The organism is Cyclobacterium sp. 10D3-21 (assembly GCF_055809755.1).
The window spans coordinates 6,248,492-6,273,766 of the sequence record NZ_CM147924.1 but is presented as its reverse complement, the minus strand read 5'-3'; the positions used below and the strand labels follow the sequence as shown (position 1 = coordinate 6,273,766).

The window sequence follows — 25,275 nt, the reverse complement described above, 5'->3', positions numbered from 1 at the left end:
GTTTATGTCTCAGGGAAAAGTGATAATTTTTTCAGCCCCTTCCGGATCTGGTAAAACGACTATAGTCAAACATCTTTTAAAACATGAACCACTTCTTGGTTTCTCCATTTCTGCGTGTACCAGAGACAAGAGAGGCAGAGAAGAGGAGAATGGCAAAGATTATTATTTTTTGTCACCTGAAGAATTTCGTGAAAAGATCAATCAGGATGCCTTTATCGAATGGGAAGAAGTATATGCAGGCAACTTTTATGGCACCTTAAAAGAAGAAATTGAAAGGATTTGGGCTCAGGGAAGGCATGTGATTTTTGACGTAGATGTAAAAGGAGGAATCAATCTCAAAAATTATTTCGGAGACAAAGCGCTCTCTATTTTTGTGAAAGTCCCTTCCATGGAGGATTTGGCTCAAAGGTTGCGTGACAGAGGCACAGAGTCTGAAGAAAGTCTTTCCAGGAGGATTTATAAAGCCAAATTTGAAATGGGTTTTGAAAAACAATTCGATGTTGTCCTTGTCAATGAAGACCTGGATCGCTCTTTCAAAGAAGCTGAAAAATTGGTAGAGGATTTTATAAATAAATAGCTGTTTTGAAAGTAGGGTTGTACTTTGGGTCGTTTAACCCAATCCACATTGGTCATTTGATTATTGCTGATACGATGCAGGATCAAACAGATCTGGATGAGGTCTGGTTTATCGTCTCTCCTCAAAATCCGTTAAAATCAAGCAAATCGTTGTTACATGAGTTTGATAGGCTGAAAATGGTTGAACTTGCCACAGCTGATCATTACAAATTCAAGGTTAAGGATGTGGAATTTCACATGCCCAGGCCGAGCTATACTATCGACACGCTCACCTATCTTTCAGAACAATACCCTTCACATGATTTTTCGCTTATACTAGGTGGGGATAACCTGAATCATTTTCACAAGTGGAAAAACAGTGAGGCTTTATTGAATCAATACGAAATTTACGTCTATCCCAGACCAGGAAAAAACAAAGACTTAAAGCATAAAAACATCCATTTTGTGGAGGCACCTTTACTGGATATCTCTGCAACTTTTATCCGTAAAACAATAAGCAAGGGTGGCTCGGTTAAATATTTGTTACCTCCTGATGTATTGGACTATATACGTGATAAAAAATTCTTTATCTAGCAAAATAAATCAAGACCATAGTGCTCCAATTTCATAATGAAAGAGGGGAACTATGGTCTTTTTCAATTGTAATTATTCTTTTCGAGTCTTTATTTTTTGATTGATCAATTTGGCTATTTCCTTTCCTTGTTCAACGCCGTTATCAATTGCCGGAAGGTAATGGATACCTCCAAAAAAGCGGCTAATGGCGGCTTCAGTTGAAGCGATACGGAAAGAATCAAATTCCCTGACACCCAATCCATATTTAACTTCTGTAGAATCGACGAAATGAAAGGGTTCACCGAGTAATTTTGTCAAAGCCTCAGCAGCTGCAGTAGATACTACGCTGTGGCCACTCGTATACTCAGGAAAAGGTGGCGTTTGTAATATGGGCAACCAGTTTTCATCCATGTAGATGTTGATATAGGTTTCTGGCCTTATCAATGCACTGCGGTATTTTTCATCCCAGCAGGAAATGAAGCCGTCAAATAGGTAGATAGAGGTAGTGGCTAAGGTTTCGGCGGTAGCTTTCCAATCCAGCCCTTTGTTTTTTGCCGCAATGCCGGCAATGCCCATCCAGTGGCCCCCAGGAGTAATTTTCTTTTCAGCAAACATCACATGCCCTTTAACATTCATTTTATAAGGGTTGCAATCCCAAAAGAAAGCGATTTCTTCCTGGTCTGCCTGCATATTATTCCCTGCATCCATAACAGCTTTGGCATCCTGGTAAAAAGTGCTTTCTGGTAGGGTATCAAATGGAGGAGGAGGTACAGGGGCAAACTGACTGGCTGAGTCGAGGAAAAAGGGTCTTATCTTATTCCAGTGGGGCTCTATGCTTTCAATATAAGCTGGAGGAGTAGGCTTCCAGGAGCCTAAGTCATTTTTGACAGTATATTTACCGAAGGACCGGCTTTGATGGTAATTGTCTTCTGAAGCATAAGCTAAAATTTCATCCGCTACTGCTTCCCCCAAGGCCAGGGATGCTTGGAATTCTTCTTCAGGCATTCCTGCATTTTTAATTTCCTCAAATAAAGCTTCTCTATCATCTATCAGAAATTGTTCAGTAAATATTAACTGTATGGCCACTTTATAATAAGCTGCAAGACTTGCCATTTGAAAATTGGCCTTGCCATAATCAGATGAATTTATGGAAAGAGCACTGGATTCATTCAATTGTCCCATCAGGGAATGAAATTCATCAGGAGAGGCAAGTACTGCTATCTCATAAGCAGCTATAGAAGGGTAAGCATAAATTCTACTCGCAACAGGCGGAGAAAATATGTCGTGAACCATGGTTTCTGTCAGTTTTTCATTGGCCGCTATCAGGTAATATTTTTCAGCCAAAAGCTTTTTATAAGTATCATTTTTACTACATGAACTCAATAAAAAAAGAGACCAAAACCAAGCCCTAGGAGGCAGGTTTTTAAAAAAGGTTTTGTATTTAATGGTGCCATAATTGTATGAATATAAAAGTGATTTTATTACTTATTTATAAATTATCCGAATTTCCTATGTGTTTTTCATAGGCGTTAATGACCCAATTTCCAACTTCTTTGCCTTGGTCCTGGCCCCTGGTGATGGCGTCCATATAATGTATGCCACCATATAATCTGGAAATGCTTGCCTCTTCCGATGCATGCATAAAAGAGGTGTAACTTCTACTGCCCAAACCATATTGTTCTTCTACGGTATCGGTATACTTGTAATTGTCACCAAAAAAATGAGTGAGAATGACTGCTGAAGTGGTTGAGATGGTTGAGTGTCCGCTAAGATATTCAGGAAAGGGTGGTGTTTGAAGCATGGGTTGATAATTGGAGTCTATGTATTTACGGATGGCTGTTTCAGGTCTAATTCTGTCGCTTCTGTATTTTTCGTCCCAACAGCTTATAAATCCATCCATTAAGCCCATGGCCACCAATGAGTTGATTTTTAAAGTTTCATTAAAATCCAAATTGGATTGCTGACAGGCAATAGCGGTGATGCCCATCCAGTGCCCCCCAGGGGAAATCTGTTTGATTCCAACCATCAGGTGCCCCGTTTCCTCCAAAGCAAATGGATTACAATCCCAAAAGCCAGCAATTTCACGCTGTTCTTTGTTCATTTCCAGAGTGTAAACTTCCTGCATCAAAGTGTAAAATTCCGAGTTAGGGTCTGAAGAAAAGGTCACCGGAGGTAAAGGTTTGAAATGGTCAGCAGATTTTAAAGTAAATGGCCTGACCGTATTGAAATAGGGTTCAACTGGTGCAAAGTATCCTGGGGGAGTAGGATACCAATTCCCTTCTCCTTCCGAAGGTTGGTACCTGGGGTAATTGCTTATGTCCCGGTATTTGTCCTTCTGCGCATAGTCTAAGATTTGTTCACTTATTTTTTTCGCATATTGCTCTGCAGCGGAAATTTCATCTTCTGAATAGCCCCATGCTTTACAGGAATCAGAGAAGGATTGTCTCAATGACTCCAATTCAGATCCGGAAGGTTGCATGGCTGCTGCTGTTTGAAGCATGGCAAATAGGGCACTTATTTCAATGGATGGGCTATCATTTTCAGGGATTGATACTGGGGGAAATTCATTTAAAAATCCAGCAAATGATGGGTAATCCTGATTTTTACTGGCAATGGTTTCATAACCAGTAAGACAAGCATATCCATAGAATCTTGCCGCTAAGGGTGGATTGGTGATGTCGTGAACCATTAGCTCTGTCATTTTTTCAGTGACCCACCCTATGCTTTTTGCGGGGATTTCCTGTTTTTTTTGTGGTGCCTGACAGGAACTCACCCATAATATTGTGGTAAGGACAAATACAAAAGCACCGATCTCACATGACTTTAATAAAGGTCTATTCAAGATATTCATTGGATTCTTTTTCAATTCTGTATCGGTTGGTAAACTTTTAGTGTTTTTTGGCTGATGCCAAACAGAAGTAAATCATCGATCGCCAAAATACTGCGGACATCCCCTTTAATATCCAAACCTGACATTCGTTGTGGCAGGTAATCAAAACCACCTTTGCCATCGCCTAATAATACCAGTCCATGATTGGCATCATATTTACCAAAACGAAGGCGGGCATTGGAAATGTTCCCTGTTAGAATCAAGTCCACAAATTCGTCATTGTTTATATCCAGACTCTCGATGGCAAATACAGGCGCTATTTGCGCTTCCGAAGGTAGTTTAGTTTTTTGGAATCCTTCTTTTTTGTTTATAAAAAGGCTTGTTTCTAATAAGGTTGCCTTAAAATATCCGGCATTTTTCAATTCCTCTTTACTAAAAATATTTTCTAATCCAGCTTCAGCATACATTTCGTAATCTGTAAACCGGGTGCGCATACTAGAGATTTGATCCAGAAGCTCGTCTCTGGTAAGGAAAGGGTAGGATGTCCCCTGTAGGTAAAAACTCAAAATGGGGTCTACGGCTCCATTGTTGTCGAAATCTTTGTAATGCATCTCCGCAGGTTCGTCGGAACTAACTTTCACCTGGTTGTTCAAGCCTTGGTTGCCAACAATAATATCTGGCCTGCCGTCTGCATTCACATCAGAGATGTGAAGGGTATTCCACCAGCCACCATATTCCTGTTCGAAATAAGCTGAACTTGCATTGTGGAGGTTTTGCCCATCATTTTCAAATACGGTGAGGGGTAGCCATTCTCCGATTACAATCAATGCTGCATTGCCATTTCCATTCAAATCTACCCATTCCGCATCGGTAATCAGGCCAAGACTACTAAGGTCCTTGCACCATTGCTCCGTCTTATCCTGGAAAAGCCCTTCACCATTATTTATAAGGAGATAACTTTTCGGGATTTCAGGGTAACGGCCTGGAATCACCCTGCTTCCAACAAATAGATCAGGAAAGCCATCTTTGTTGATGTCATTAACTGCCACTGCTCCGGTACTGGTAAGCATGGCCGGAAGAAAATTTTCTTCTCGGGTAAAATTCCCCTTTCCATCGTTAAAGTACAATCTGTCTTGTAGCCGCTCGTCTGTAGGAAGGAATTCACCGTAACCACCGCTTGCCACATACAAGTCAATGCTTCCATCGCCATTAAAATCTTGCCATACCGCATCGGTATCCTGATGGTCACGGTCTTTTTCAAAAGCAGACATTTTCTTTTCCTTGAAAACACCTTTTGGCTGTTGCATCCATAAACTTCCGGATTCGCCGGTTTCTCCTCCGATATAGATATCCTCCAAACCATCCTCATTGATGTCCGCTTTTACCATTACAGGGCCGCTAAATGAAATTGGATTTACCATCAGCGGCTGCCTTTTAAAATCATTCGTGGATTTTGAGATGGGTTTGTATTCAATTGGTGAAGGGATTTCGGCTAACAAAGTCAATGTCTTATTCTGATCAAACATTTTGTCATTCGCATTGTGCTGAGCAAGGGTGAGGGTCTGGTTTCCCTTAATATCATATTGGCGCTCCAATTCCCCACCTGGCCAAAGGATTTCCAGAGAGTCTATTTGTGTAGCCTTTCCTAATCCGAAATGCAGGACAGGAGACACCGAAGATTGGTAGCCTCTCACAGGCATTTGTGCCTGCTGCTGCAAGTTCCCACTTGAATAAATACGTATTCTTGCACCTATCCCAAAGCTATTTTGATTGGCACCCTGCAAGTTTACCTTTAAGTAATTTTTACTCGCAAGACTATCAGCGTTGTTTCTATAAATAAAAGCAGGTTGATTGATGTTATTGGTAATGAGGTCCAGGTCTCCATCGTTGTCCAGGTCAGCATAAGCTGCACCATTGGTGTTTACTTTTTGATCCAAGCCCCAGGTTTCCATCTTTTGCTCAAACTGCCAGCCATTAAGGTTTTTATAGATATAGTTACTCAGGTTTGAAGAGGGTATTTGGTGAACCAATTCCAGAATATTCTCCCTTCTAAGTCCATTTTTATTGTTTTTTAAATAATCAGCCATGTATTTAAGGAAATCCTGATTGGTGTAATCCCGGGCATAGCCATTGCTGACAAATAAATCTTTTAATCCATCATTGTCAAAATCCGCAAATAACGCAGACCAGCTCCAGTCTGTATTTGAAACGCCTGCCATTTGTCCAATTTCACTAAAATCTCCATTCCCATTGTTGAGGTGCAGCATGTTGCGCATGTATTGGTGATGAAAACCCATTTTTAGACCGAACTCAAACTTCTCATAGTTGTCTGGAGCCATTAAAAGCTTTTGTCTTTTATTGTCTTCAGGTAGCATGTCCAAAGTGAAAATGTCCGCAAGTCCATCATTGTTTATGTCTGCAATGTCATTCCCCATTGAAAAGTGAGAAATATGCCCCAAAGCATTGTCAATGTTATTGGTAAAAGTCCCATCACCATTATTGAGGTATAAATAGTCAGGCACCGTGTAGTCATTGCTGATGTATATGTCTTGCCAGCCATCCCCATTGATGTCTGCAATTCCGGTTCCAAGGCCATAGGATAAAGCCACCTTTAAAATCCCGGCTTCTTCTGTCACTTCTGTAAAAGTTTCACCATCATTCCTGAAAAGTTGAGGTCCGGCGGGATCTGTGTTTTTCAAAATTTCGCTAGTATTGGCTTCATCCAATATGGGCAGCGATTTTGGGTTATGATTGAGTACAAAAAGATCCAGATCACCATCATTGTCATAGTCAAAAAAACTGGCTTGGGTACTGGTGGACTCACTGTCCACGCCATAATGACCAGCCATTTCTTTAAAAGTTGGGAGGTTATTCTCCGTGTTTCCCTGGTTGATAAAGAGTTGGTTTTTTCTTTTTTCAGGAGGTAAACTTCCTGAGTAGCAAACATAAATGTCCAGAAGACCATCCCCATTTACATCCGCCATTGCAGTTCCTGTTTTCCAGGGAGCAGCCCTGGTGGCCACACCTGCCTGAGCCGTGATGTCCTCAAATTGCATGTTCCCTTTGTTGAGGTAGAGCCGATTTTCAACCATATTGCCTGAAAAATACAGGTCCTCTAAACCATCTCCATTAAGGTCTCCAACAGCTACTCCTCCGCCATTATAAAAATATTCATACATGAGTATGTTAGTGTTCAATCCCTCAGTAAGCGTATTTTCAAACATTACCCCAGATTCCTGTGGGGTTAAAAGCGTAAATTGCTTTAATTCATTCGTTTCAATCGATTCCTTTTGACAACCAATCAAAATCAATAGAAGGAGGGAAAACTGTATTTTTTTGCGTAGAATATTGGACATATGGATGATTATATGGAGAGGCAAATATAATGAGATTTGATTGTTTCTCCTTATAATGGCCGAGCTTATCTGATAGATAAAGAATTAACACCTTAGGTTTAAACACCCGTTTTTTTAGTTGATTGGACTTTTAAGGCCAGTGTTAATCACGAAAAGGAAGTATTTGAATCGTATGTATAATTTGTATTGGTTTCATTCCAAAATAGAAAGTAGGTAAAGTATTTAGGGTGAGTTGTTGGTTTAATGGAATCAAAAAAAGAGCGATCAATTGATCGCTCTTTTATATTGTCTACAGAAATTAGGTTAATCGTCGTAACCTGGGTTCTGAAGTAGTTCTCTATTTCGCTGCATTTCATCAAAGTTAATTGGCATAAAATACATTTTGTCCAGCCATAGGCGGTTTTCCTTACCAGGATCAATGTTGATCACTTCATAGGAGTAATCGTAGTTTTCAGTATTGTAACTGTAAATTGTCACGTCCTTTCCTGCTTTTAGCGTTCCCACGATATTGATGCCATTGGCCTGTCTTCCAAAAGTATCTGGAGCAATCATCCAACGTCTGGCATCATAGTACCGCTGTTCTTCATTGACCATTTCTTTGCGTTTTTCATTGATAAGGACTTCCATTAATTCCTCACCTGACGCTGTCACAGCTGGCAGACCGGCCCTAAACCTGATTTTATTTAACCATGTTCTTGCTTCCTCATCATTGCCTAAGCCAATATTCGCTTCAGCATAATTAAAGACAACTTCGGTAAACCGAATATTTGGCCAGGGAATTTCCTGCCAGGTATTCTGATCTACGAAATTAGGATCTGGTTCCACAAATTTACGGATATAATAGCCGGTATAACTTCCGTTCCAATCTTCTATAGGACTATTTCTGGTGTCAAGACCGAAATGAGTTACCTTTTGGCCTTCGCCATTAAGTACTTCATAAGTTCCTGTTTGGATTTGACCTAAAGGATCCCTTGCTTGATTGGCTGAGGAACGTGGCTTCCATGGAGCACCTTCATAAAGGAAGGTAGCATAGAATCTTGGTTCACGATCTTCATAGGGAGCACTTGCATGCTCATCATCGTCCCAATCAAAATCCGATCCATCCATCATTTGATAATCATCAATCAGAAGTTGAACAGGCGTGTTTCCTGCCCAGTTATTGTACCCATTTGGTCCATTGTGAAGACCATGACGTCCACCGGTTTCTGGCTTTTGGGCCAAGAAATACCTTCCGAATATCATTTCATTCTCTCCACCATTTCTCGAAAGTGAGTTGTTCATATAGGTCTGAATGGCTTCTTCGCGTGATAAAGGTGCAGACAGATCCAGCATGTTTCCACTTGCTTTGTCAAGAACTGCTTTGGCTGCTGCCGCGGCTGTCTGGTATCTTTCTGTTTGGCTGCCACTGGAATAACCAATGAGTTCCTTGTTTTGGTAGCCTGAAATCACGGATGATTTTGAAGAAGCTGTAGGCATATCATGCAAGTCTGATGCTGCATAGATCAGTACTCTTGATTTTAAAGCAAGTGCAGCGATTTCATTGGCCCTACCTCTGGTGAGGTCTTTTCCAGCCAGTAAAGTTGCCGCCCTGTCCAAATCAGCAATGATAAAGTCTACCACCTCTTCATAGGTGTTTCTCGGAAGCTCGTAGGTTTCCTCGTCCAAAGTAAAGGTCTTGTCGGCAATTGGAATACCGCCGAAATTCCTTAACAATTGATGGTGAAAATAAGCCCGCATAAACGAAGCCTCACCCAATAATCGATCTGCTATTCCGCCATCATTGGAGAATAATGGAGTGGACAAGTTATCGATCGCTATATTGGTTGCTCTCAAATTACTGTACAAGTCAGGCCAGTTTCTGGTATAATCCATCCATCCTGGTTCTTGAGGATTGGACCTGGCTTCAGTGACGGTAGTGATATTTCTACCCGGGTGGGTAAAAATGGCTTCATCTGTTAAGGAGGCCAAAGCCTGTTCACTAAATCCTCCCTGACCCAAACCTCTGTAAAGGTCCGTTACAAAAGCTTCTGCAAGCCCTGCATCTGTCCATACGGCAGATTCAGACACTTCTCCTTGGGGTGGTGCATTTAGAAACTCTTCATCGCAAGAAAAATTGAGAAAAGAGATCGTTAATGCCAACCCTAGATATTTTATATTTTTCATCATATTCAATGTTTTAGGATTTAGAATGTTACGGACAGACCAGCGTTGATTACCCTAGCTTGTGGGTAATATTGTCCTGTAGCGTTGTCAGATTCAGGATCATAGACTTTTAATTTATCCCATGTGAAGAGATTCAGTCCGTTGGCATAGAACCTTAAGTTGCTAATGCCGAACCTGTCTCCAAATTGTTGTGGAACAGTATAGCCTACTTCAAAGTTTTTCAATCGAATGTAATCTGAACTTCTGTACCAAAAATCATTTCCATTGGAATAATACTGGTCACTTCTGTTGGCAATCCTAGGATATACCGAGCTTTCATTGTCGACAGTCCACCTGTTTTCGTAGAATTCCAGAAGATAGTTACCTATGTTTCCTGATTCTCCAAGACTTACCCTTGCAATTGCGCCAGCAGCGCCTTGAAACAATATAGCTAAGTCAAAGTTTCTAAAAGAGGCGTTAAGGTTAACACCACCTTGAAATCTTGGGATATTGTTTTTATCCAATCTTACCCGATCCAGAGGGGTGATAGCACCATCACCATCATAATCTTTAAATTTCATGTCACCAGGACGTAGATTATTGGTAATGTCTGAGTAATCCAGGTTTTCTGCATCTATAGCAGCTTGGTTAGGGAACACACCGTCGTATAAGTATACTGGATCAGGAGTATTCATGGGCTTTCCGGTAGACAGTTGCCATGCGGGTGCTCCAGGAGGCTCATCCCAGAAAAGAATCTTGTTCTTGGCATAACCACCATTTGCACTGGCGCTATAAGAAAGGTCTCCCTTTTGCCCTCTGTAACCAATGTTGATATCAAATCCTTTGTTTTCAACCTCTCCAATATTCTCAGCAGGTAGCAAAGAAGCCAATCCACTAGATTGAGGAACGGATGCATTTTTTCTCCAAAGGATATTGGTACGCTTGTTATAGAAGTAATCGAATTCGAAGAAAACTTTGCCTTGATACATTTGGCCTTCTATACCGATATTAGAATTGTTTGCCACCTCCCAGGTAATTGCATTGTTGGGAACCCTTGTTTCATACAAAGTTTTGGCTTCTGTATTTTCTAATATCTGACTTCTGAAACCATAAGTGGCCAGGAATTGGTATTCCTGTAAAGATCCATCGTAATAGATCTGGTCATTCCCCATTTGTCCCCAGGATCCTCTGATTTTGAAGAAGTCCATGGCTGAGATATTGTTTTTCCAGAATTCTTCTTCTGAAACCACCCAACCGGCCATTACACCTGGGAAGAATCCAAATCTTGAAGCTTCAGGGAAAATATAAGAGCCATCAAATCTCCAAAGGAATTCTAAAAGATACTTTTCCTGGTAGTTGTAAGCAACCCTACCGAAATAATTGAGACGACCTCTGGTAAAAGCGCCACCACCGTTGTCTTTTTCAGAATCTCCACCTGCAAACATCTGGTCGATGGCTGGAGAGATAAAATACCTTCTGTAGGCAAAGAAATCATCGCCTTCCACTGTTTCTTTATTGACACCTGCCAAAGCATTAAAACTGTGATCACCAATTTTCTTTTCATAGGTAAGAATACCACCTAATAAAATGTTCAATTGGTTGATATTGGTTTGTCTTAACCTTGGTTCAGCTGGTCCCCTTTGACTTGGGACAAGGATAGGTGTTACACCATCTGCCTCAAAACCATTGCCTTTTTGGTATAGGATCCATGGCGTTTCCCATCTTTTTTGGAATCTGCTAAGGTTATCAATTGCTGCTGTTCCTTGAAATTTTAATCCTTCAACTCCTGGTATTTTGATGTTCAACGCACCATTGGTTTGGAAGTAATTTCTTGTATCTCTGTCGTATCCAGTAGCATTCGTTGTGATCACGACTGGATTTTCTCCATTTTCAATATCTGGACCAGGTCTGCCATCAGGCCAATAAGCTGGCTCATGTGGTTTTCCTCTCATTTGCATCCTGAAAATAGCGCCTGCTCCTCTGGTAGGGAAAAAACGGTATTCTTGTCTTGCCAACACACCCAATTGAAGATCTATGTATTCATTGATTTTCGCATCCAGGTTGATTCGCATGTCATATTGCTTAAACCCAGTTGCTGAATTTTTGTAATAGGCATCCTGATTTTGGTAACCCAAAGAAGCCATGTACCTTAAACTTTCGGATCCGCCATTTAACTGCAAATTATGCCTTGTCTGCGGAGACCAGGTTTTTAAGGTTTCACCATACCAATCAGTATTGGGGTAATTCCAAGGGTCAGTGCCTGAGCGGTGCAATGCCAATGCCTCAGGGCTAAATGGCGCAGTTCTTTCCTGCCCTCCCTGAGTTAGGTAAGTACCAGTAGATCGGTAGGCATCAGTAGCGGATCTCCATTCGGAAGAAGGAAGCTCATAGACATTCAAATCGTTGAGCATTTCACCATACTGGGCTGCATCAGACAATTTTGGTATTGTGGTAGGTTGGGCAAAACCCTGGTTAAACTGATAGGTAAGTTCGGGCTTGCCTTCTTTACCTCTCTTGGTCGTTACCAAAATTACACCATTCGCAGCCCTTGCTCCATAAATGGCAGCAGAGGCATCCTTTAAAACAGAGATGGTTTCAATGTCATTAGGGTTTAATCGGTCAATTCCACCAGCTCTGGCGGGAATTCCATCAATTACAATTAAGGCATCGTTGTTTCCGAGGGTATTGGATCCACGAATTCTAATTCCAGCACCATCATAGCCTGGCTCACCGCTTCTATTCACAGCGATTACACCAGACATTCTACCAGCGATTGAGTTAGAAAGGTTCATGGCAGGAGATTTTACAAGATCAGCACCCTTTACAGTGGCTACTGAACCAGTAATGGTTTCCTTTTTCTGTTCCCCATACCCAACTACGATCACTTCGCTAAGTGATTGCATGTCAGGGTTTAATGTGATGTCAATGGTGCTTTGATTGTTGATCGTTATCTCTTGACTTTCGAAACCTACGAAAGAAAAAACGATGGTTTGATCAGATGGTTGTAAGGTGATTTTGTATTTTCCATCTATATCAGATACAGCACCTCTTACAGTGCCTTTTACCAATACCGAGACACCTGGTAAGGGTAGGTCGTCCTCTCCCGAAATGACTGTTCCCGTCACTTCTCTGGACTGTGCATGTAATGTTAGGCTGCTTGCCAAAAGCAAGGCCAGGCCTAGCAAAAACAATTTTATTTTGGGTAAATAGTTTTGCATTCTTTATTTAGTTAAGTTAAAATTGATTTAGGTAATGTTAAAATGACACTTTAAAGTTGATGGTAATTTTTTATATAAACAATAGGGTAACCTGAAGGTGGAAATTAAGGAGATTTCGAAATGTTAATATTGTTTGTCTATTCTGTAAAAGAGTTAAAAAAACACTTTAAAGAATATTGAATCATTAAAATATCGAGTTAAAAATATTAAAAACGTAAATGGGTGTTTTACGCTAAAATGTAATAAAAGTAAGAATTGTTTATTGGAAATGGTATATTATGTATTTGGAAGGTATATCAGGGCTTTTTTCGGACATTTTGTTCCACAGATGTAGTCTGCTGAAACAATAATACTATTTCCGATTTCCAATGTCTTGGGTTTAATTTGACTCAGTACAATTTAGATGGTGGGAATTACAATGCCACCTGTGATATTGTCAAATGGATACATTATTTTGATTTGAAATCAAAGAAATCTCAAATTTTCCACATTCAATTTGAGTAGGAGTATAGGATACCAATTGGCAGTGATTAAATGTGGCTTTGCGAAATCAACCTCTTCAAAGAATGATTGGCCATGAGATGGGCTCATTTTGCAATAATATTTACAACGCCATATTTGCTATGGACTGGCTCGGCTCTTGGATGTAGTAGAGGGGCTATCATTTTTTTTCGTATTTGAGGGCTATTTGCTGTATTGCTGGAGGCTGATTGGTTTGGTTTTTTATCTCCTGCTATTTGATTATATTTGTGCCATAAGGTTTAAAACAGAAAAGAATGGTCAGCTTATGGCTGTCTGTTCTTTATTTTTTTTATGCTATCAGAATTTCCATTATGCGCCAATAGAAACTTTTCCTTGTTGTTTCAAAATACTAGATGGTCCAGTATTTTCCCTGTCGACTTTCACTTAATCTAGCACTCATTACTTAATCACACTTTTCATTAAGCGTTGAGGGTTATTAAAAAATAAGGATTGGCTGAAATAGGCAATGCTTGTACTAATACTTGATTTAACCCCTTCAAACCTTCCCTTTTCCTATTCACATACCAAAATAAATCGGATTGTGGGCATTTTGAGAATCAATATTGCAAAAAAAAGCCCTGACATTTTAAATGCAGGGCTTTGTTAAATATTCGAATTTGAACGCGTTAAACTTTCATTATCTCTATTTCTTTTTTAATGAAGAGCTCGTCAATTTTTAGAGAGTGGCTGTCCGTCATTTTTTGAACAATGTCCTCTGCTCTTTTTATTTCATCCTCTGCGGCACCTTCTTTGAGAAGTTTTTTTAGCTCAGCGTTAGTGTCTTTTCTAATGGTTCTTATACTTATTTTACCATTTTCGCATTCATTTTTCACCTGTTTCACCAGCGATTTCCTTCTTTCCTCAGTAAGTGGTGGAATGGTCAATAACACCATTTCTCCGTTGTTTTGAGGATTTAATCCAAGATCAGAATTGATGATGGCTTTTTCTATTTCTGGGATTAACTTTGGCTCCCATGGTTTGATAGCCAGGGTTCTTGCATCTGGTGTTGTTACTGAGGCTACTTGCTGAAGGGGGGTAGGGTTTCCGTAATAGGATACCATTATCCCGTCAAGAAAATTAGGCATTGCTTTTCCTGCCCTGATTTTTACCAATTCGGCAACAGTATGCTGAATCGATTTATCCATAAGTGATTTTGCCTCGTCTAAGTATAGCTGGATCTCTTCCATGAGTTAAGTTATTTAGATGTAATCAAAGTTCCTACCTCTTTGCCATTGATCAGGTCCAATAAATTATCCGTTTTGTTCATATCAAAAACAATTATTGGCAGGTTGTTTTCTTGACATAAGGTAAATGCTGTCATGTCCATTACATTTAGGTTTTTTTCGTAAACCTCTTGAAAAGTAATGTTGGTATATCTCGTGGCAGTGGGGTCTTTTTCCGGATCCGCTGTATATACACCGTCGACTCGGGTACCTTTTAGTACAACCTCTGCTTCAATCTCAATCGCCCTTAGGCTAGCTGTGGAATCAGTTGTAAAGTAAGGGTTACCAATACCGGCCCCAAAAATTACAACTCTTCCTTTTTCCAAGTGACGGATTGCCCTTCTTCTAATAAATGGCTCGCAGACACTCTCTACTTTAATCCCAGACATTAGACGCGTAAAAATACCGTTTTGCTCTAGCGAACTCTGAAGAGCCATGGCGTTGATCAATGTAGCCAACATGCCCATGTAGTCACCTTGAACCCGGTCTATGCCTACCTTGCCAGCCTGTACACCTCTAAATATATTTCCCCCACCTATTACGATGGCAATTTCGACGCCCATGTCATGGACATTTTTAATTTGAGAGGCATATTCTTGGAGTCTTTTGGAGTCAATGCCATAGCTGTTGTCTCCCATCAGGGCTTCTCCGCTAAGCTTAAGGAGTATTCGTTTGTATTTCATCTTCCGAATTATTTTCAGTTTTACTAGTGAAAGGCCTTGATTAGGACTATTAAAAATTTTTTGATCTCAATAAGCCCGACAAATATAAATCCTTGTTTTTAGAATACTAAATCTTAAGGGTAAAAATGGTGTAATACCTGCGATTTTTGTGTTTTTGTCAAAAGTTTTCCCGTTTAAGTAAATTGGTTTTATAACGGGCAAATTTTTGAGAATGTGGATTAAAAGAATTTATAACCCCAATTGAATGCTGGTCTTGTTACCGACTGTTGCAATAGTTGCTCTTTGTTTAGAATTATTCCAAAAAACCAGATCCTTCAAATTAAGGTGAATATAAGTATTTATATTGCCTCTGAGGAAGTCTGAATTCTTGGATATTTACCGCATTGTATTCTATAAATGCAATAATGGTTTATGTATGAAGTGGCAAATGATGTCCTCCTGCCGGCTTATTTTGGATTGTTTTTGACCGTTTCAATTTCAAGTTTTATCCGTTCGTTAACATTAATTTTTGCGTCTTCAAATGTGAAAATCATTGTTTTGAATTCTCTTGCATTGGGATTTGTGATGGAATCTGACAATTCTCCCTTCAAAAAATAGGCTCCGGTTTCTTCCAGCTCTTCACTGTTCTCATCAAAATTTAAAACCCTTATCAGGTGCTTGTATTGGTGGTCAAAAACAAACCAATTGATATAATCTGCATGAAAAGAAACGGCTTTTATGGGTGTTTTGCTATAATAATTAATAGCACCTGCCTGACCATAGTTGTCACATAGTACAAGGGTTTGGTTGGGATCTCTTAGCTCCAAAACGCTATAAATGGCATCCACTTTACGCGCCAGTTCTTTCCATCCTAGCATGTCAGCAAAGTCTTGTGGTAGTGCATGGTCTTTGCCATCTTCCCATCGCAGCATACCAGAATTTTTATAATTGCTGGTATGATTCAGGATATAGTCAGGGTCTCGGTTTGGGAATGAAATTTTATAAAAAGGAATAAAAACCAGCAACGGGATGATAATAAATATTGGCCTGAGATAATATTTCCAGCCATTTTTTATAATTCTGGAAAGATAAACCGACCCGAAGGAGATATAAATGGGGTAAAGACCTATTGCGTAATAATCTTTTGCCTTAAGAGAAACAAAAATGATAAGTGTGAAAAAGAAGGACCAAAAAAAGGCCCTGTACTTTAGGTAAGGAGGATGAAAATAGAGTGCATATAGGCCAGAAAAGATAACGATTAAAGAACCTGCGAAAAACCGAATTTGAGCTTTTAAAAACCCTAACCTTTCTACATGGACAAGATGCTTTTCGGCTAATGCTGTCATGTGCCAAACCACAGGGAAATCATTTTCATATTGCCATACAAGGTTGGGGCTGATTAGAAGCAATCCCAGAGCAATAGCGACATAAAACTCTTTTTTCAAAAACATTTTCCGCTGGGAGGTCAGCAGGATGGCTGGGAAAATCCCGATGATTAGAAAAAGAATATTGTACTTATTCAAAAAGCCTAAAGCGAAAATAAGTGCTGCCCAAAAAAGGAACTTTGATTTTTCAGTATTGAAATATTTAATGAGAAAAAAGTAAAGTGCAGTCCAAGACAAGATGTCAAAAGAATTGGGTTGAAATAAGATGTTGACGTTTAAAAGGCTGGAAAATAAAACGCAGGTGGCACCCAGTACCAATGCAAATAAATCTCCCTTGAGTTCTTCAACTGTTTTCCAAACAACCAGGATTGTCAATGCGCCAAACATTGCAGGCATGAATTTCACCCAAAATGCAGCATTGCCAAGGAAATAGATGATCGCAGAAAACCATGAAGTAAGTGGCGGAACGGAAATGAAGCCCCATGCCAAATGATGTCCCTGATCCAGGTAGAGGAATTCGTCCCTGTGCAATTCGTAGGTAGGGCTTAAAAGCGCATACTGCATAAAAAATTTCAACAGTATGAAACCACCTAATACCCATTGTTTTGTATTTTTGGAGGAGGGATGCATTTTATAAAATTAATAGAAAAATTTTATAATTGGCGAGATGTTGGATTTGTCCTGCTTCAAACCGTAATTTTGCCTATCATTGGTAGTAGCCTGTCTGGATTTTTTCTACATAAGAGGGGCGATCATTATAAAATCAGGCTGATTTAAAATGCTTTCATTGGTGAAAAGAAAGGCTATTGCCTTTATTGAGATTTTTCCTCAAATACTACTTTCGAGGTTTTGACGTTAGCGAAAGGCATTTGAAAGAAAGAAAAGATTATAAAACGAAATGTTTGGTTTAATTTCGATCGTTTCTTTAAATTTGACAAGCTGCCAATAAGTACAAATTTCCTTGGATTTAGCAATAAGTCGCAGGGAATTGGTTGATCCTCTTTTTTAACATCAAATATCAAAACATACATGCCAATCATCTTAAGAACTACAGGTTGTTTTCTGGCCCTATCGCTCTGCTTTATTTCATGTAAAACGTTATCAACTAGAAACGAAACGGTAGACATTCCTCAAAATGCAACAGTGGATACTTCTAGAGCAACAGTCAGTTCAGCGCATAAAATGCTTGTTAGCGAAAAAGAGGCAAAGATTAGAGAATACCGCGCCAGCAAAACCAGGGATTGGGATTTGTTGCACACTGCACTTGATATTAATTTTGATTATGCAGCCCAAACGGTTAAGGGAGAGGCCATATTGACCATAAAGCCCTTTATTTATCCTCAGGATGTTTTGGTTTTGGATGCCAAGGATTTTGATGTGCACAGTACCAGGCTCATTACGGATGGAGAAGATTACCCCCTAACTTTCAAGTATGATCAGGAAAAGTTGACATTGTTTTTACCCGAGAAGGCGGATAAATACGACACCATGCAAATTGCTATAGCCTATACCGCCTTTCCCGAGAAGGGGGGTAAAGCGGGCAGTGCAGCCATTACGGATACCAAAGGATTGTACTTTATTAACCCCGACGGAGCAGAAGAGGATAAACCTGTGCAAATATGGACGCAGGGAGAAACAGTTCATAGTTCAAAGTGGTTTCCAACCATTGATAGTCCCAACGAACGGCAAACCCATGATTTTTACCTTACCGTACCGGATCAATACATCAGTCTTAGCAATGGAGCGCTAGTGGGAAGTACGAAGAACCTCGGCGGTACGAGGACGGATCATTGGCAAATGAATTTACCACATGCCCCATACCTGTCAGCGGTGGTGGTAGGAGAATTCGCTACAATTGAAGAAAATATTGAAGGTTTGGCTTTGCGCTATTTTGTAGAACCAAAATACAAGGAAGGAGCAAAAATGGTGTTTGGAAATACACCTGAAATGATACGTTTTTTCTCATCCCTCCTGGACATGCCATTCCCATGGCAAAAATATGATCAGGTGGTCGTAAGGGATTTCGTCTCCGGAGCCATGGAAAACACCACTTTATCCATTTTTATGGAGGCCCTTAACTTGAATGAAAGAGAAGCCCTAGACAGTGAATGGGATTATATCATTGCCCACGAGCTGTTTCATCAGTGGTTTGGCAATTATGTTACCACAGAATCCTGGACGAATTTAGCCTTAAACGAAGGCTTTGCGGATTATTCTGAATACTTGTGGCTTGAGCACAAGGAAGGCCGGGATGAGGCAGATATGCATCATTTTAATGCCATAGAACAATACCTGAGTGAAGCGGAAGAAAAACAGCTGGATCTGGTCCGTTTTTATTATGAAAACAGTGAAGACATGTTTGATAGCCATACCTATGCCAAAGGCGGTAGGGTATTACACATGCTAAGGAAGTACTTGGGTGACGAAGTATTTTTTGAAGGGCTTAGGATTTACTTAAGAGAAAATGCCTTGAGTAGTGTGGAAGTGCACCAACTTAGGCTGGCTTTTGAAGAGGTGTCAGGAAAAGACTTGAACTGGTTTTTCAACCAATGGTTTCTTTCCTCAGGGCATCCAGAATTAAAAGTCAGTTGGGATTATACACAGCCAGACAATATACGCTTGACACTTGAGCAGCAACAGGATGTGGACAGGTTTCCAATTTTTAAAATTCCATTTAAGGTAAGCGTTTACAAAGATGGGGAGCGTATAGAGCTATCTTATATCATGGACCAGGCCACTCAGCAATTTGCATTGGAGAATGGCTCAGGCACAGTGCTGGCTCTTTTTGACGAGTATAGTGAGATATTAAGTTCAAGAGAGAACACCAGGGGAGGAAAGCTTTTGAAAAAACAGTTCTTTTGGGCAGAATCGGGATTAGCAAGAGTGGAAGCCCTGGATAGCCTGACCAGCAATAATAGCGAAGCATTAGACTTTCTGCCCACAATGCGGGTTGCATTGGAGGATTCTTTTCATGTGGTAAGGGAATTGGCGCTACATCGTTTGAATCGCCTGGATGCACCAGCAGAGGCCATTAGTCAGCTGGAGAATAAAATCCTTCAGCTGGCGGAAGGGGATCCAAACAACGCAGTGAGAGCAGCAGCCATCGAAGCATTGGCTGGAATTGATAATGGGAAATATGAACAATTGTTTTACAGGTTGATCAATGCGCCCTCCTATCAGGTATCAGGAGCTGCCTTGACAGCCTATTTGGATGTGGAAGGCAATGCTATGCGAAAGGAAGAGTTGTTTAACCGCTTAAAGCAGGAAGAGAATATTCGGATTCTCGCACCATTGGCAGATTATTTAACCATTCAGAAAATTGCAGCCGAAGCAGGATGGATGCAGGAAAAACTGGATCTCTTAGATGGAGAATCGCTGTATTATTTTTTAGGGTATTACGGCGATTTTTTCGCAAGTGTAGAAGGAGTCCCGACGGAGGAAGCAATTTCTTCACTAGCGCAGCTAGCTAAAGTTCATCAATTAAATTATGTAAGGTTGGCAGCTTTTCAATCTCTTTTCGGATTTATCGATGCGCCAGGAGTTTTGGAGCTTGTAAGGTCGATACAAGGAGAAGAAAAGGATGAAATGATTCGGGAGTACCAAGAATATTATCTTTCGCCATATTTAGAAGATAATTAAAATGCTGATGATTAGTGAGATACTTTTCTTTTTAGAAAAAAGCTGAGTTTTTTTTTTATATTATTTTGAATGTTTGCCAAAAGGGTATAATTTTGCCATCCGTTACGACAACAAAGAAATCCAAAAGAGGTTTTCAGGAGTAACATTTTATTAAGTTTTTGGGGGAATACCAAAGCGGCCAACTGGGACGGACTGTAAATCCGTTGACTTATGTCTTCACAGGTTCGAATCCTGTTTCCCCCACCATTTTCTTGTTTCTTTGGAAATTAGCAAGAGAAGGGAACGAAATATTCTAGCGATAAACAATTTTATGTTATAAAGCTGGAAATTTTTGGATTCTAAATTTTAAATAAAGAATTTGTGAACCAATTGAAAAATTGGCAAGCAATTTAATAAGCGGGAGTAGCTCAGTTGGTAGAGCGACAGCCTTCCAAGCTGTAGGTCGCGGGTTCGAGCCTCGTCTCCCGCTCTATGCTTTTTAAAGCATAACTGGATGTAAAAAGCCGACGTAGCTCAGGGGTAGAGTGCTTCCTTGGTAAGGAAGAGGTCACGGGTTCAAATCCCGTCGTTGGCTCTGAACATTTAACAATTTTAACGAAATTTAATCTTTAACTAAACAGAGGATTTTCACGCATGGCAAAAGCAACCTTTGACCGTTCCAAACCACACGTAAACATAGGTACGATTGGTCACGTCGATCATGGTAAGACTACTTTGACTGCTGCCATTACTACTGTGTTGGCCAGAAAGGGTCTTTCTGAATTAAGAGACTTTGCTTCCATCGATAACGCGCCGGAAGAAAAGGAAAGAGGTATCACAATTAATACCTCACACGTAGAATATCAAACGGAGGCTAGACATTATGCCCACGTTGATTGTCCAGGTCACGCTGACTACGTTAAAAACATGGTAACTGGTGCTGCCCAGATGGACGGTGCAATTCTTGTAGTTGCAGCCACTGATGGTCCAATGCCTCAAACTAGAGAGCACATCCTTCTTGCCCGTCAGGTAGGTGTACCAGCTTTGGTGGTATTCATGAACAAAGTAGATTTGGTGGATGACCCCGAATTACTTGAATTAGTAGAAATGGAAGTAAGAGAACTTCTTTCTTTCTATGAGTTTGATGGAGATAACATTCCTGTAATTGCAGGTTCTGCTCTTGGTGCACTTAACGGTGAAGCCAAATGGGAAGATACTGTAATGGAATTGATGAAAGCTGTGGATGAGCACATTCCGCTTCCAGAAAGAGCTATTGACAAGGATTTCTTGATGCCAGTTGAAGATGTATTCTCTATCACAGGTAGAGGTACTGTAGCAACAGGTAGAATTGAAAGAGGAGTTGTCAATTCAGGTGAAGGAGTTGATATCATTGGTATGGGAGCTGAAGGACTTAAATCTACCGTAACAGGTGTAGAGATGTTCCGTAAGATCCTAGATAGAGGAGAAGCTGGTGACAACGTAGGTTTGTTGCTTAGAGGAATTGAAAAGAGCCAAATCAGAAGAGGAATGATCATCTGTAAGCCTGGTTCTGTAACACCTCACTCTCTTTTTAACGCAGAGGTATATGTACTTTCCAAAGAAGAAGGTGGTAGACACACTCCATTCTTTAACAGATACAGACCTCAGTTTTACTTAAGAACTACTGACGTTACAGGTGAGATCACTCTTCCTGAGAATGTTGAAATGGTTATGCCAGGTGATAATATCACTATAAAAGTTGAATTGATCAATCCAGTCGCTTTGGAAAAAGGACTAAGGTTTGCCATCAGAGAAGGTGGTAGAACTGTAGGAGCTGGTCAGGTAACTGAAATTTTGGACTAATCGTTGATTAATAGACCATACTACGAATGCGATCTCGAATTTTTCGGGATCGCATTTGTTTCTTATGGATAGATTCACTACTTTTGCGTTCCTTATTTGAGGTACGTAAGACCTACGGGCGTAGTTCAATGGCAGAATAGCGGTCTCCAAAACCGTTGATGGGAGTTCGAATCTCTCCGCCCGTGCAATCTAAGGAAGATAAAACCATGAATAGGTTAAGACTTAATAGTTAGGCCTTTACATGACATAATCAAGAGTTTGATTAATCTTTAAAGGGTGAAAGGAGCTTTTGAAAAACAAATTTTACAAGGATGAATGTTAAAAATTTTGTAATTGAGTCCATTGACGAAATGAAGAACAAGGTCACATGGCCTAAATATTCTTCGCTTCAGAACAGTGCTGTTTTGGTATTGGTGGCTTCATTAATTTTCGCTTTGGTCATCGGACTTATCGATTTGACTTTCGAAAATATCATGACATGGTTTTATGATTTATTCTAAGAATATTAAATAACGGGATGGCAGATCACAATTGGTACGTGCTCAGGGTAGTGGCAGGTCAGGAGAAAAAAGCAAAGACTTATTTGGACAATGAAATTGCCCGACAAAAGCTTGAAGATTTTATTCCTGAGGTCTTGATACCTTCTGAGAAAGTATATGAAATGCGCAATGGGAAAAAGCGTGTCAGGGAAAGAAACTTCTTTCCAGGCTATGTTTTGGTCAATGCGGATCTCGGACATGGAGAAGCCAATCACGTAATTACAAGTATACCGGGAGTAATCGGTTTTTTAGGGTCAAACCAAGGGGGGGCTTCCAAAACCCCTGAGCCATTACGTCAAGCAGAAATCAACAGGATCCTCGGACGTGTTGAAGAGATTGATGAGTTTGCAGAAAAACTGGATACACCATTTATAGTAGGAGAGACTGTTAAAGTAATGGACGGTCCTTTCAGTGGATTCTCGGGTATGATTGAGGAAGTATTTGATGACAAGAAAAAACTTAACGTTATGGTTAAGATTTTCGGACGAAATACTCCCGTAGAATTAAACTTTATTCAAGTAGAAAAACTAGATTAGGAAATGGCTAAAGAAATCTCTGGTTATCTGAAACTACAGGTAAAGGGTGGCCAGGCTAACCCATCTCCTCCAGTTGGTCCAGCCCTTGGTTCAAAAGGGCTGAACATAATGGAGTTCTGTAAGCAATTTAATGCTAGAACTCAGGAAAAAATGGGCCAAGTTCTTCCGGTCCTTGTTACGATTTATTCGGACAAGTCTTTTGATTTTGTGGTTAAGACGCCTCCAGCAGCAGTTATGCTTTTGGAAGCAGCAAAATTAAAAAGTGGTTCACCAGAACCAAACAGGAAGAAAGTTGGCTCAGTATCTTGGGATCAAGTAAAAGGAATTGCAGAAGTGAAAATGCCCGATTTGAATGCTTTTGAAATATCATCTGCTATGAAAATGGTAGCTGGTACGGCTAGAAGTATGGGAATCACGGTTTCAGGAAAAGCTCCTTGGGAGGAATAATACGTAATTATGGCTAAGTTAACAAAAAAGAAAAAAGAAGCTCTTTCTAAATACGACCCTAGCCAACAATATTCCTTGGCGGAGGCTTCTAGCATTGTTAAGGACATAACAACAACTAAATTTGACGCTTCTATAGACCTAGACATCCGTTTAGGTGTAGATCCACGAAAAGCTGACCAAATGGTTAGAGGAGTAGTGGCCTTGCCTCACGGCATAGGTAAAGAAGTGAAAGTTTTAGTTCTTTGTAGTCCTGATAAGGAAGCAGAAGCCAAAGAAGCAGGAGCTGATTTTGTTGGTTTGGATGAGTTCATTACAAAAATTGAGGGTGGTTGGACTGACATTGATGTCATCATCACTACGCCCAATGTAATGGCAAAAGTAGGTAGACTAGGTAGAGTGTTAGGTCCTCGTGGACTAATGCCGAATCCTAAGTCTGGTACTGTTACCCTGGATGTAGGGAAAGCAGTTAATGAAGTAAAGGCTGGTAAAATTGATTTTAAAGTAGATAAGTTTGGTATTATCCATGCGAGTGTAGGCAAAGCCTCATTCTCTGCTGAAAAAATCCAGGAAAATGCGGAAGAATTAATTCTTACCATTTCCAAATTGAAGCCATCCGCTGCTAAAGGTACTTATTTTAAAAGTATTCATTTATCCAGCACTATGTCTTCGGGTATCGTTATTGATAAGAGTAGTATTCAAGGTTTATAAATTATGACTAGAGAAAACAAAAAAAGCATAATTGACGAACTTACCGAAAAGCTAAAATCTACTCCGCATTTCTATATCGCCGATGCATCAGGATTTAGTGTAGCTCAGGTAAATGGTTTCAGAAAAATGTGCTTCGATAAAGGTTTGGAATATAAAGTGTATAAAAATACGCTTATTAGAAAAGCCTTAGAAAATCTCGAGACAGATTATTCTGAATTCGCAGAGAATGCCTTAAAAGGCTTTTCAGGTATTTTGTTCTCATCCGAAGTTGGAAACCTTCCTGCTAAAGTCATTATTGACTACAGGAAGAAGGTTGCTACCAAAGATAAAAAGCCCTGGTTTAAAGGTGCTTCAATCGAAGGTGCACAATTTCTAGGAGAGGAAAATCTCGAAATGCTTTCTAAATTGAAATCAAGAGAGGAATTGATAGGCGAGGTAATCTCCCTACTACAATCTCCTGCTACCAATGTGGTTTCAGCGCTTCAAAGCGGAAAAAATATTCTTGCAGGTTTGGTGAAAACACTGGCCGAGAAAGAAGAAGCATAATACAAACATTCAAATTAGTAAATAACAATCAATTTAAATATTTAATACAATGGCAGATCTTAAAGCATTCGCTGAGCAGTTAGTTAACTTAACTGTAAAAGAGGTAAATGAGTTAGCCGCAATTTTGAAGGATGAATATGGTATCGAACCTGCTGCTGCTGCTGCTACTGTGGTAGCTGCTGGTGGAGCCGGTGAGGGTGCTGCTGAAGAAGAGCAAACTTCTTTTGATGTTGTCTTGAAAGCTGCAGGTGGACAAAAATTAGCAGTCGTAAAACTTGTTAAAGAATTGACAGGTCTTGGACTTAAAGAAGCGAAAGAAGTAGTTGATAGCGCTCCTAAAGCTGTTAAAGAAGGCGTAAGCAAAGAAGAAGCTGAAGCCCTTAAGAAACAACTTGAAGAAGCTGGAGCTGAAGTTGAGCTTAAATAGAATTGAATAGCCAACTCCTCTTAGGATTGGTTAAGCAGCATTAGACCTGACTTTTTAGTCAGGTCTTTTCCTGTTTATGGACATTGAAACAATTGCACTTTTTTAAGTGTGTATTGTATTATAAATATAAAAATTTTCACTAAAAC

The 25,275-nt window shown here is 40.1% G+C and carries 18 protein-coding genes and 4 tRNA genes; 14 read left to right on the top strand and 8 right to left on the bottom strand.

Annotated elements, in window-relative coordinates; all coding sequences use genetic code 11:
• Nucleotides 1–4 precede the first annotated feature (4 nt).
• Both gmk and nadD read left to right on the top strand, forming a co-directional pair.
• Nucleotides 5–577, top strand: a complete 573-nt coding sequence (gene gmk, locus AC0L7T_RS24410; RefSeq protein ID WP_473339065.1) for a guanylate kinase — start codon at nt 5–7, stop codon at nt 575–577.
• 5 nt (nt 578–582) lie between these two features.
• A complete protein-coding gene (gene nadD, locus AC0L7T_RS24405) occupies nt 583–1,149 on the top strand; it encodes a nicotinate (nicotinamide) nucleotide adenylyltransferase (protein WP_473339064.1) in 567 nt (188 codons plus the stop codon).
• A 72-nt stretch (nt 1,150–1,221) separates the two neighbouring features.
• On the opposite strand, the gene AC0L7T_RS24400 is transcribed toward nadD, so the two are convergent.
• From AC0L7T_RS24400 to AC0L7T_RS24365, 8 genes are all read right to left on the bottom strand, one after another.
• A complete protein-coding gene (locus AC0L7T_RS24400; RefSeq protein ID WP_473339063.1) occupies nt 1,222–2,472 on the bottom strand; it encodes a vanadium-dependent haloperoxidase in 1,251 nt (416 codons plus the stop codon).
• A 145-nt stretch (nt 2,473–2,617) separates the two neighbouring features.
• On the bottom strand, nt 2,618–3,979 hold the full coding sequence (locus AC0L7T_RS24395) for a vanadium-dependent haloperoxidase (RefSeq protein WP_473339061.1): 1,362 nt from the start codon (nt 3,977–3,979) through the stop codon (nt 2,618–2,620).
• 11 nt (nt 3,980–3,990) lie between these two features.
• On the bottom strand, nt 3,991–7,314 hold the full coding sequence (locus AC0L7T_RS24390; protein WP_473339059.1) for a VCBS repeat-containing protein: 3,324 nt from the start codon (nt 7,312–7,314) through the stop codon (nt 3,991–3,993).
• A gap of 303 nt (nt 7,315–7,617) precedes the next feature.
• Entirely contained in the window at nt 7,618–9,477 is a 1,860-nt protein-coding gene (locus tag AC0L7T_RS24385; protein WP_473343400.1) for a RagB/SusD family nutrient uptake outer membrane protein, read from the bottom strand.
• A 20-nt stretch (nt 9,478–9,497) separates the two neighbouring features.
• On the bottom strand, nt 9,498–12,674 hold the full coding sequence (locus tag AC0L7T_RS24380; protein ID WP_473339057.1) for a SusC/RagA family TonB-linked outer membrane protein: 3,177 nt from the start codon (nt 12,672–12,674) through the stop codon (nt 9,498–9,500).
• 1,148 nt (nt 12,675–13,822) lie between these two features.
• Entirely contained in the window at nt 13,823–14,383 is a 561-nt protein-coding gene (gene frr, locus AC0L7T_RS24375; RefSeq protein ID WP_473339055.1) for a ribosome recycling factor, read from the bottom strand.
• Nucleotides 14,384–14,391: 8 nt separating this feature from the next.
• Nucleotides 14,392–15,102, bottom strand: a complete 711-nt coding sequence (gene pyrH / locus AC0L7T_RS24370; protein WP_473339053.1) for a UMP kinase — start codon at nt 15,100–15,102, stop codon at nt 14,392–14,394.
• 446 nt (nt 15,103–15,548) lie between these two features.
• Nucleotides 15,549–17,096 (bottom strand): glycosyltransferase family 39 protein, encoded by a 1,548-nt coding sequence (locus tag AC0L7T_RS24365; RefSeq protein WP_473339051.1) that lies wholly within the window; start codon nt 17,094–17,096, stop codon nt 15,549–15,551.
• 399 nt (nt 17,097–17,495) lie between these two features.
• Between AC0L7T_RS24365 and AC0L7T_RS24360 the strand changes: the two genes are divergently transcribed.
• The 12 genes from AC0L7T_RS24360 to rplL all read left to right on the top strand — a co-directional run bounded on the left by AC0L7T_RS24360 (nt 17,496) and on the right by rplL (nt 25,129).
• Nucleotides 17,496–20,105 (top strand): M1 family aminopeptidase, encoded by a 2,610-nt coding sequence (locus tag AC0L7T_RS24360; protein ID WP_473339049.1) that lies wholly within the window; start codon nt 17,496–17,498, stop codon nt 20,103–20,105.
• A gap of 160 nt (nt 20,106–20,265) precedes the next feature.
• Nucleotides 20,266–20,351, top strand: a tRNA-Tyr gene (locus AC0L7T_RS24355).
• Between the two features lie 150 nt (nt 20,352–20,501).
• Nucleotides 20,502–20,574: transfer RNA gene (locus AC0L7T_RS24350), tRNA-Gly, on the top strand.
• A 33-nt stretch (nt 20,575–20,607) separates the two neighbouring features.
• Nucleotides 20,608–20,679 (top strand) — tRNA-Thr (locus AC0L7T_RS24345).
• 59 nt (nt 20,680–20,738) lie between these two features.
• Nucleotides 20,739–21,926, top strand: a complete 1,188-nt coding sequence (tuf, locus tag AC0L7T_RS24340) for an elongation factor Tu (RefSeq protein WP_473339047.1) — start codon at nt 20,739–20,741, stop codon at nt 21,924–21,926.
• A gap of 114 nt (nt 21,927–22,040) precedes the next feature.
• Nucleotides 22,041–22,111, top strand: a tRNA-Trp gene (locus AC0L7T_RS24335).
• Nucleotides 22,112–22,237: 126 nt separating this feature from the next.
• Complete coding sequence (gene secE / locus AC0L7T_RS24330; RefSeq protein WP_073095385.1) at nt 22,238–22,426, top strand: preprotein translocase subunit SecE; 189 nt, start codon at nt 22,238–22,240, stop codon at nt 22,424–22,426.
• A gap of 17 nt (nt 22,427–22,443) precedes the next feature.
• Nucleotides 22,444–23,001 carry a transcription termination/antitermination protein NusG gene (gene nusG, locus AC0L7T_RS24325; RefSeq protein ID WP_473339045.1) on the top strand — a complete coding sequence of 186 codons (558 nt, stop codon included), beginning with the start codon at nt 22,444–22,446 and terminating at the stop codon, nt 22,999–23,001.
• Between the two features lie 3 nt (nt 23,002–23,004).
• Nucleotides 23,005–23,448 (top strand): 50S ribosomal protein L11, encoded by a 444-nt coding sequence (rplK, locus tag AC0L7T_RS24320; protein WP_473339044.1) that lies wholly within the window; start codon nt 23,005–23,007, stop codon nt 23,446–23,448.
• A gap of 9 nt (nt 23,449–23,457) precedes the next feature.
• The gene (gene rplA / locus AC0L7T_RS24315) at nt 23,458–24,156 is read left to right on the top strand and encodes a 50S ribosomal protein L1 (RefSeq protein ID WP_020888657.1); all 699 of its coding nucleotides are present in this window, start codon (nt 23,458–23,460) and stop codon (nt 24,154–24,156) included.
• Between the two features lie 3 nt (nt 24,157–24,159).
• Nucleotides 24,160–24,702 carry a 50S ribosomal protein L10 gene (gene rplJ, locus AC0L7T_RS24310; RefSeq protein WP_020888656.1) on the top strand — a complete coding sequence of 181 codons (543 nt, stop codon included), beginning with the start codon at nt 24,160–24,162 and terminating at the stop codon, nt 24,700–24,702.
• A 49-nt stretch (nt 24,703–24,751) separates the two neighbouring features.
• Nucleotides 24,752–25,129 carry a 50S ribosomal protein L7/L12 gene (rplL, locus tag AC0L7T_RS24305; RefSeq protein WP_473339041.1) on the top strand — a complete coding sequence of 126 codons (378 nt, stop codon included), beginning with the start codon at nt 24,752–24,754 and terminating at the stop codon, nt 25,127–25,129.
• Nucleotides 25,130–25,275: the final 146 nt, after the last annotated feature.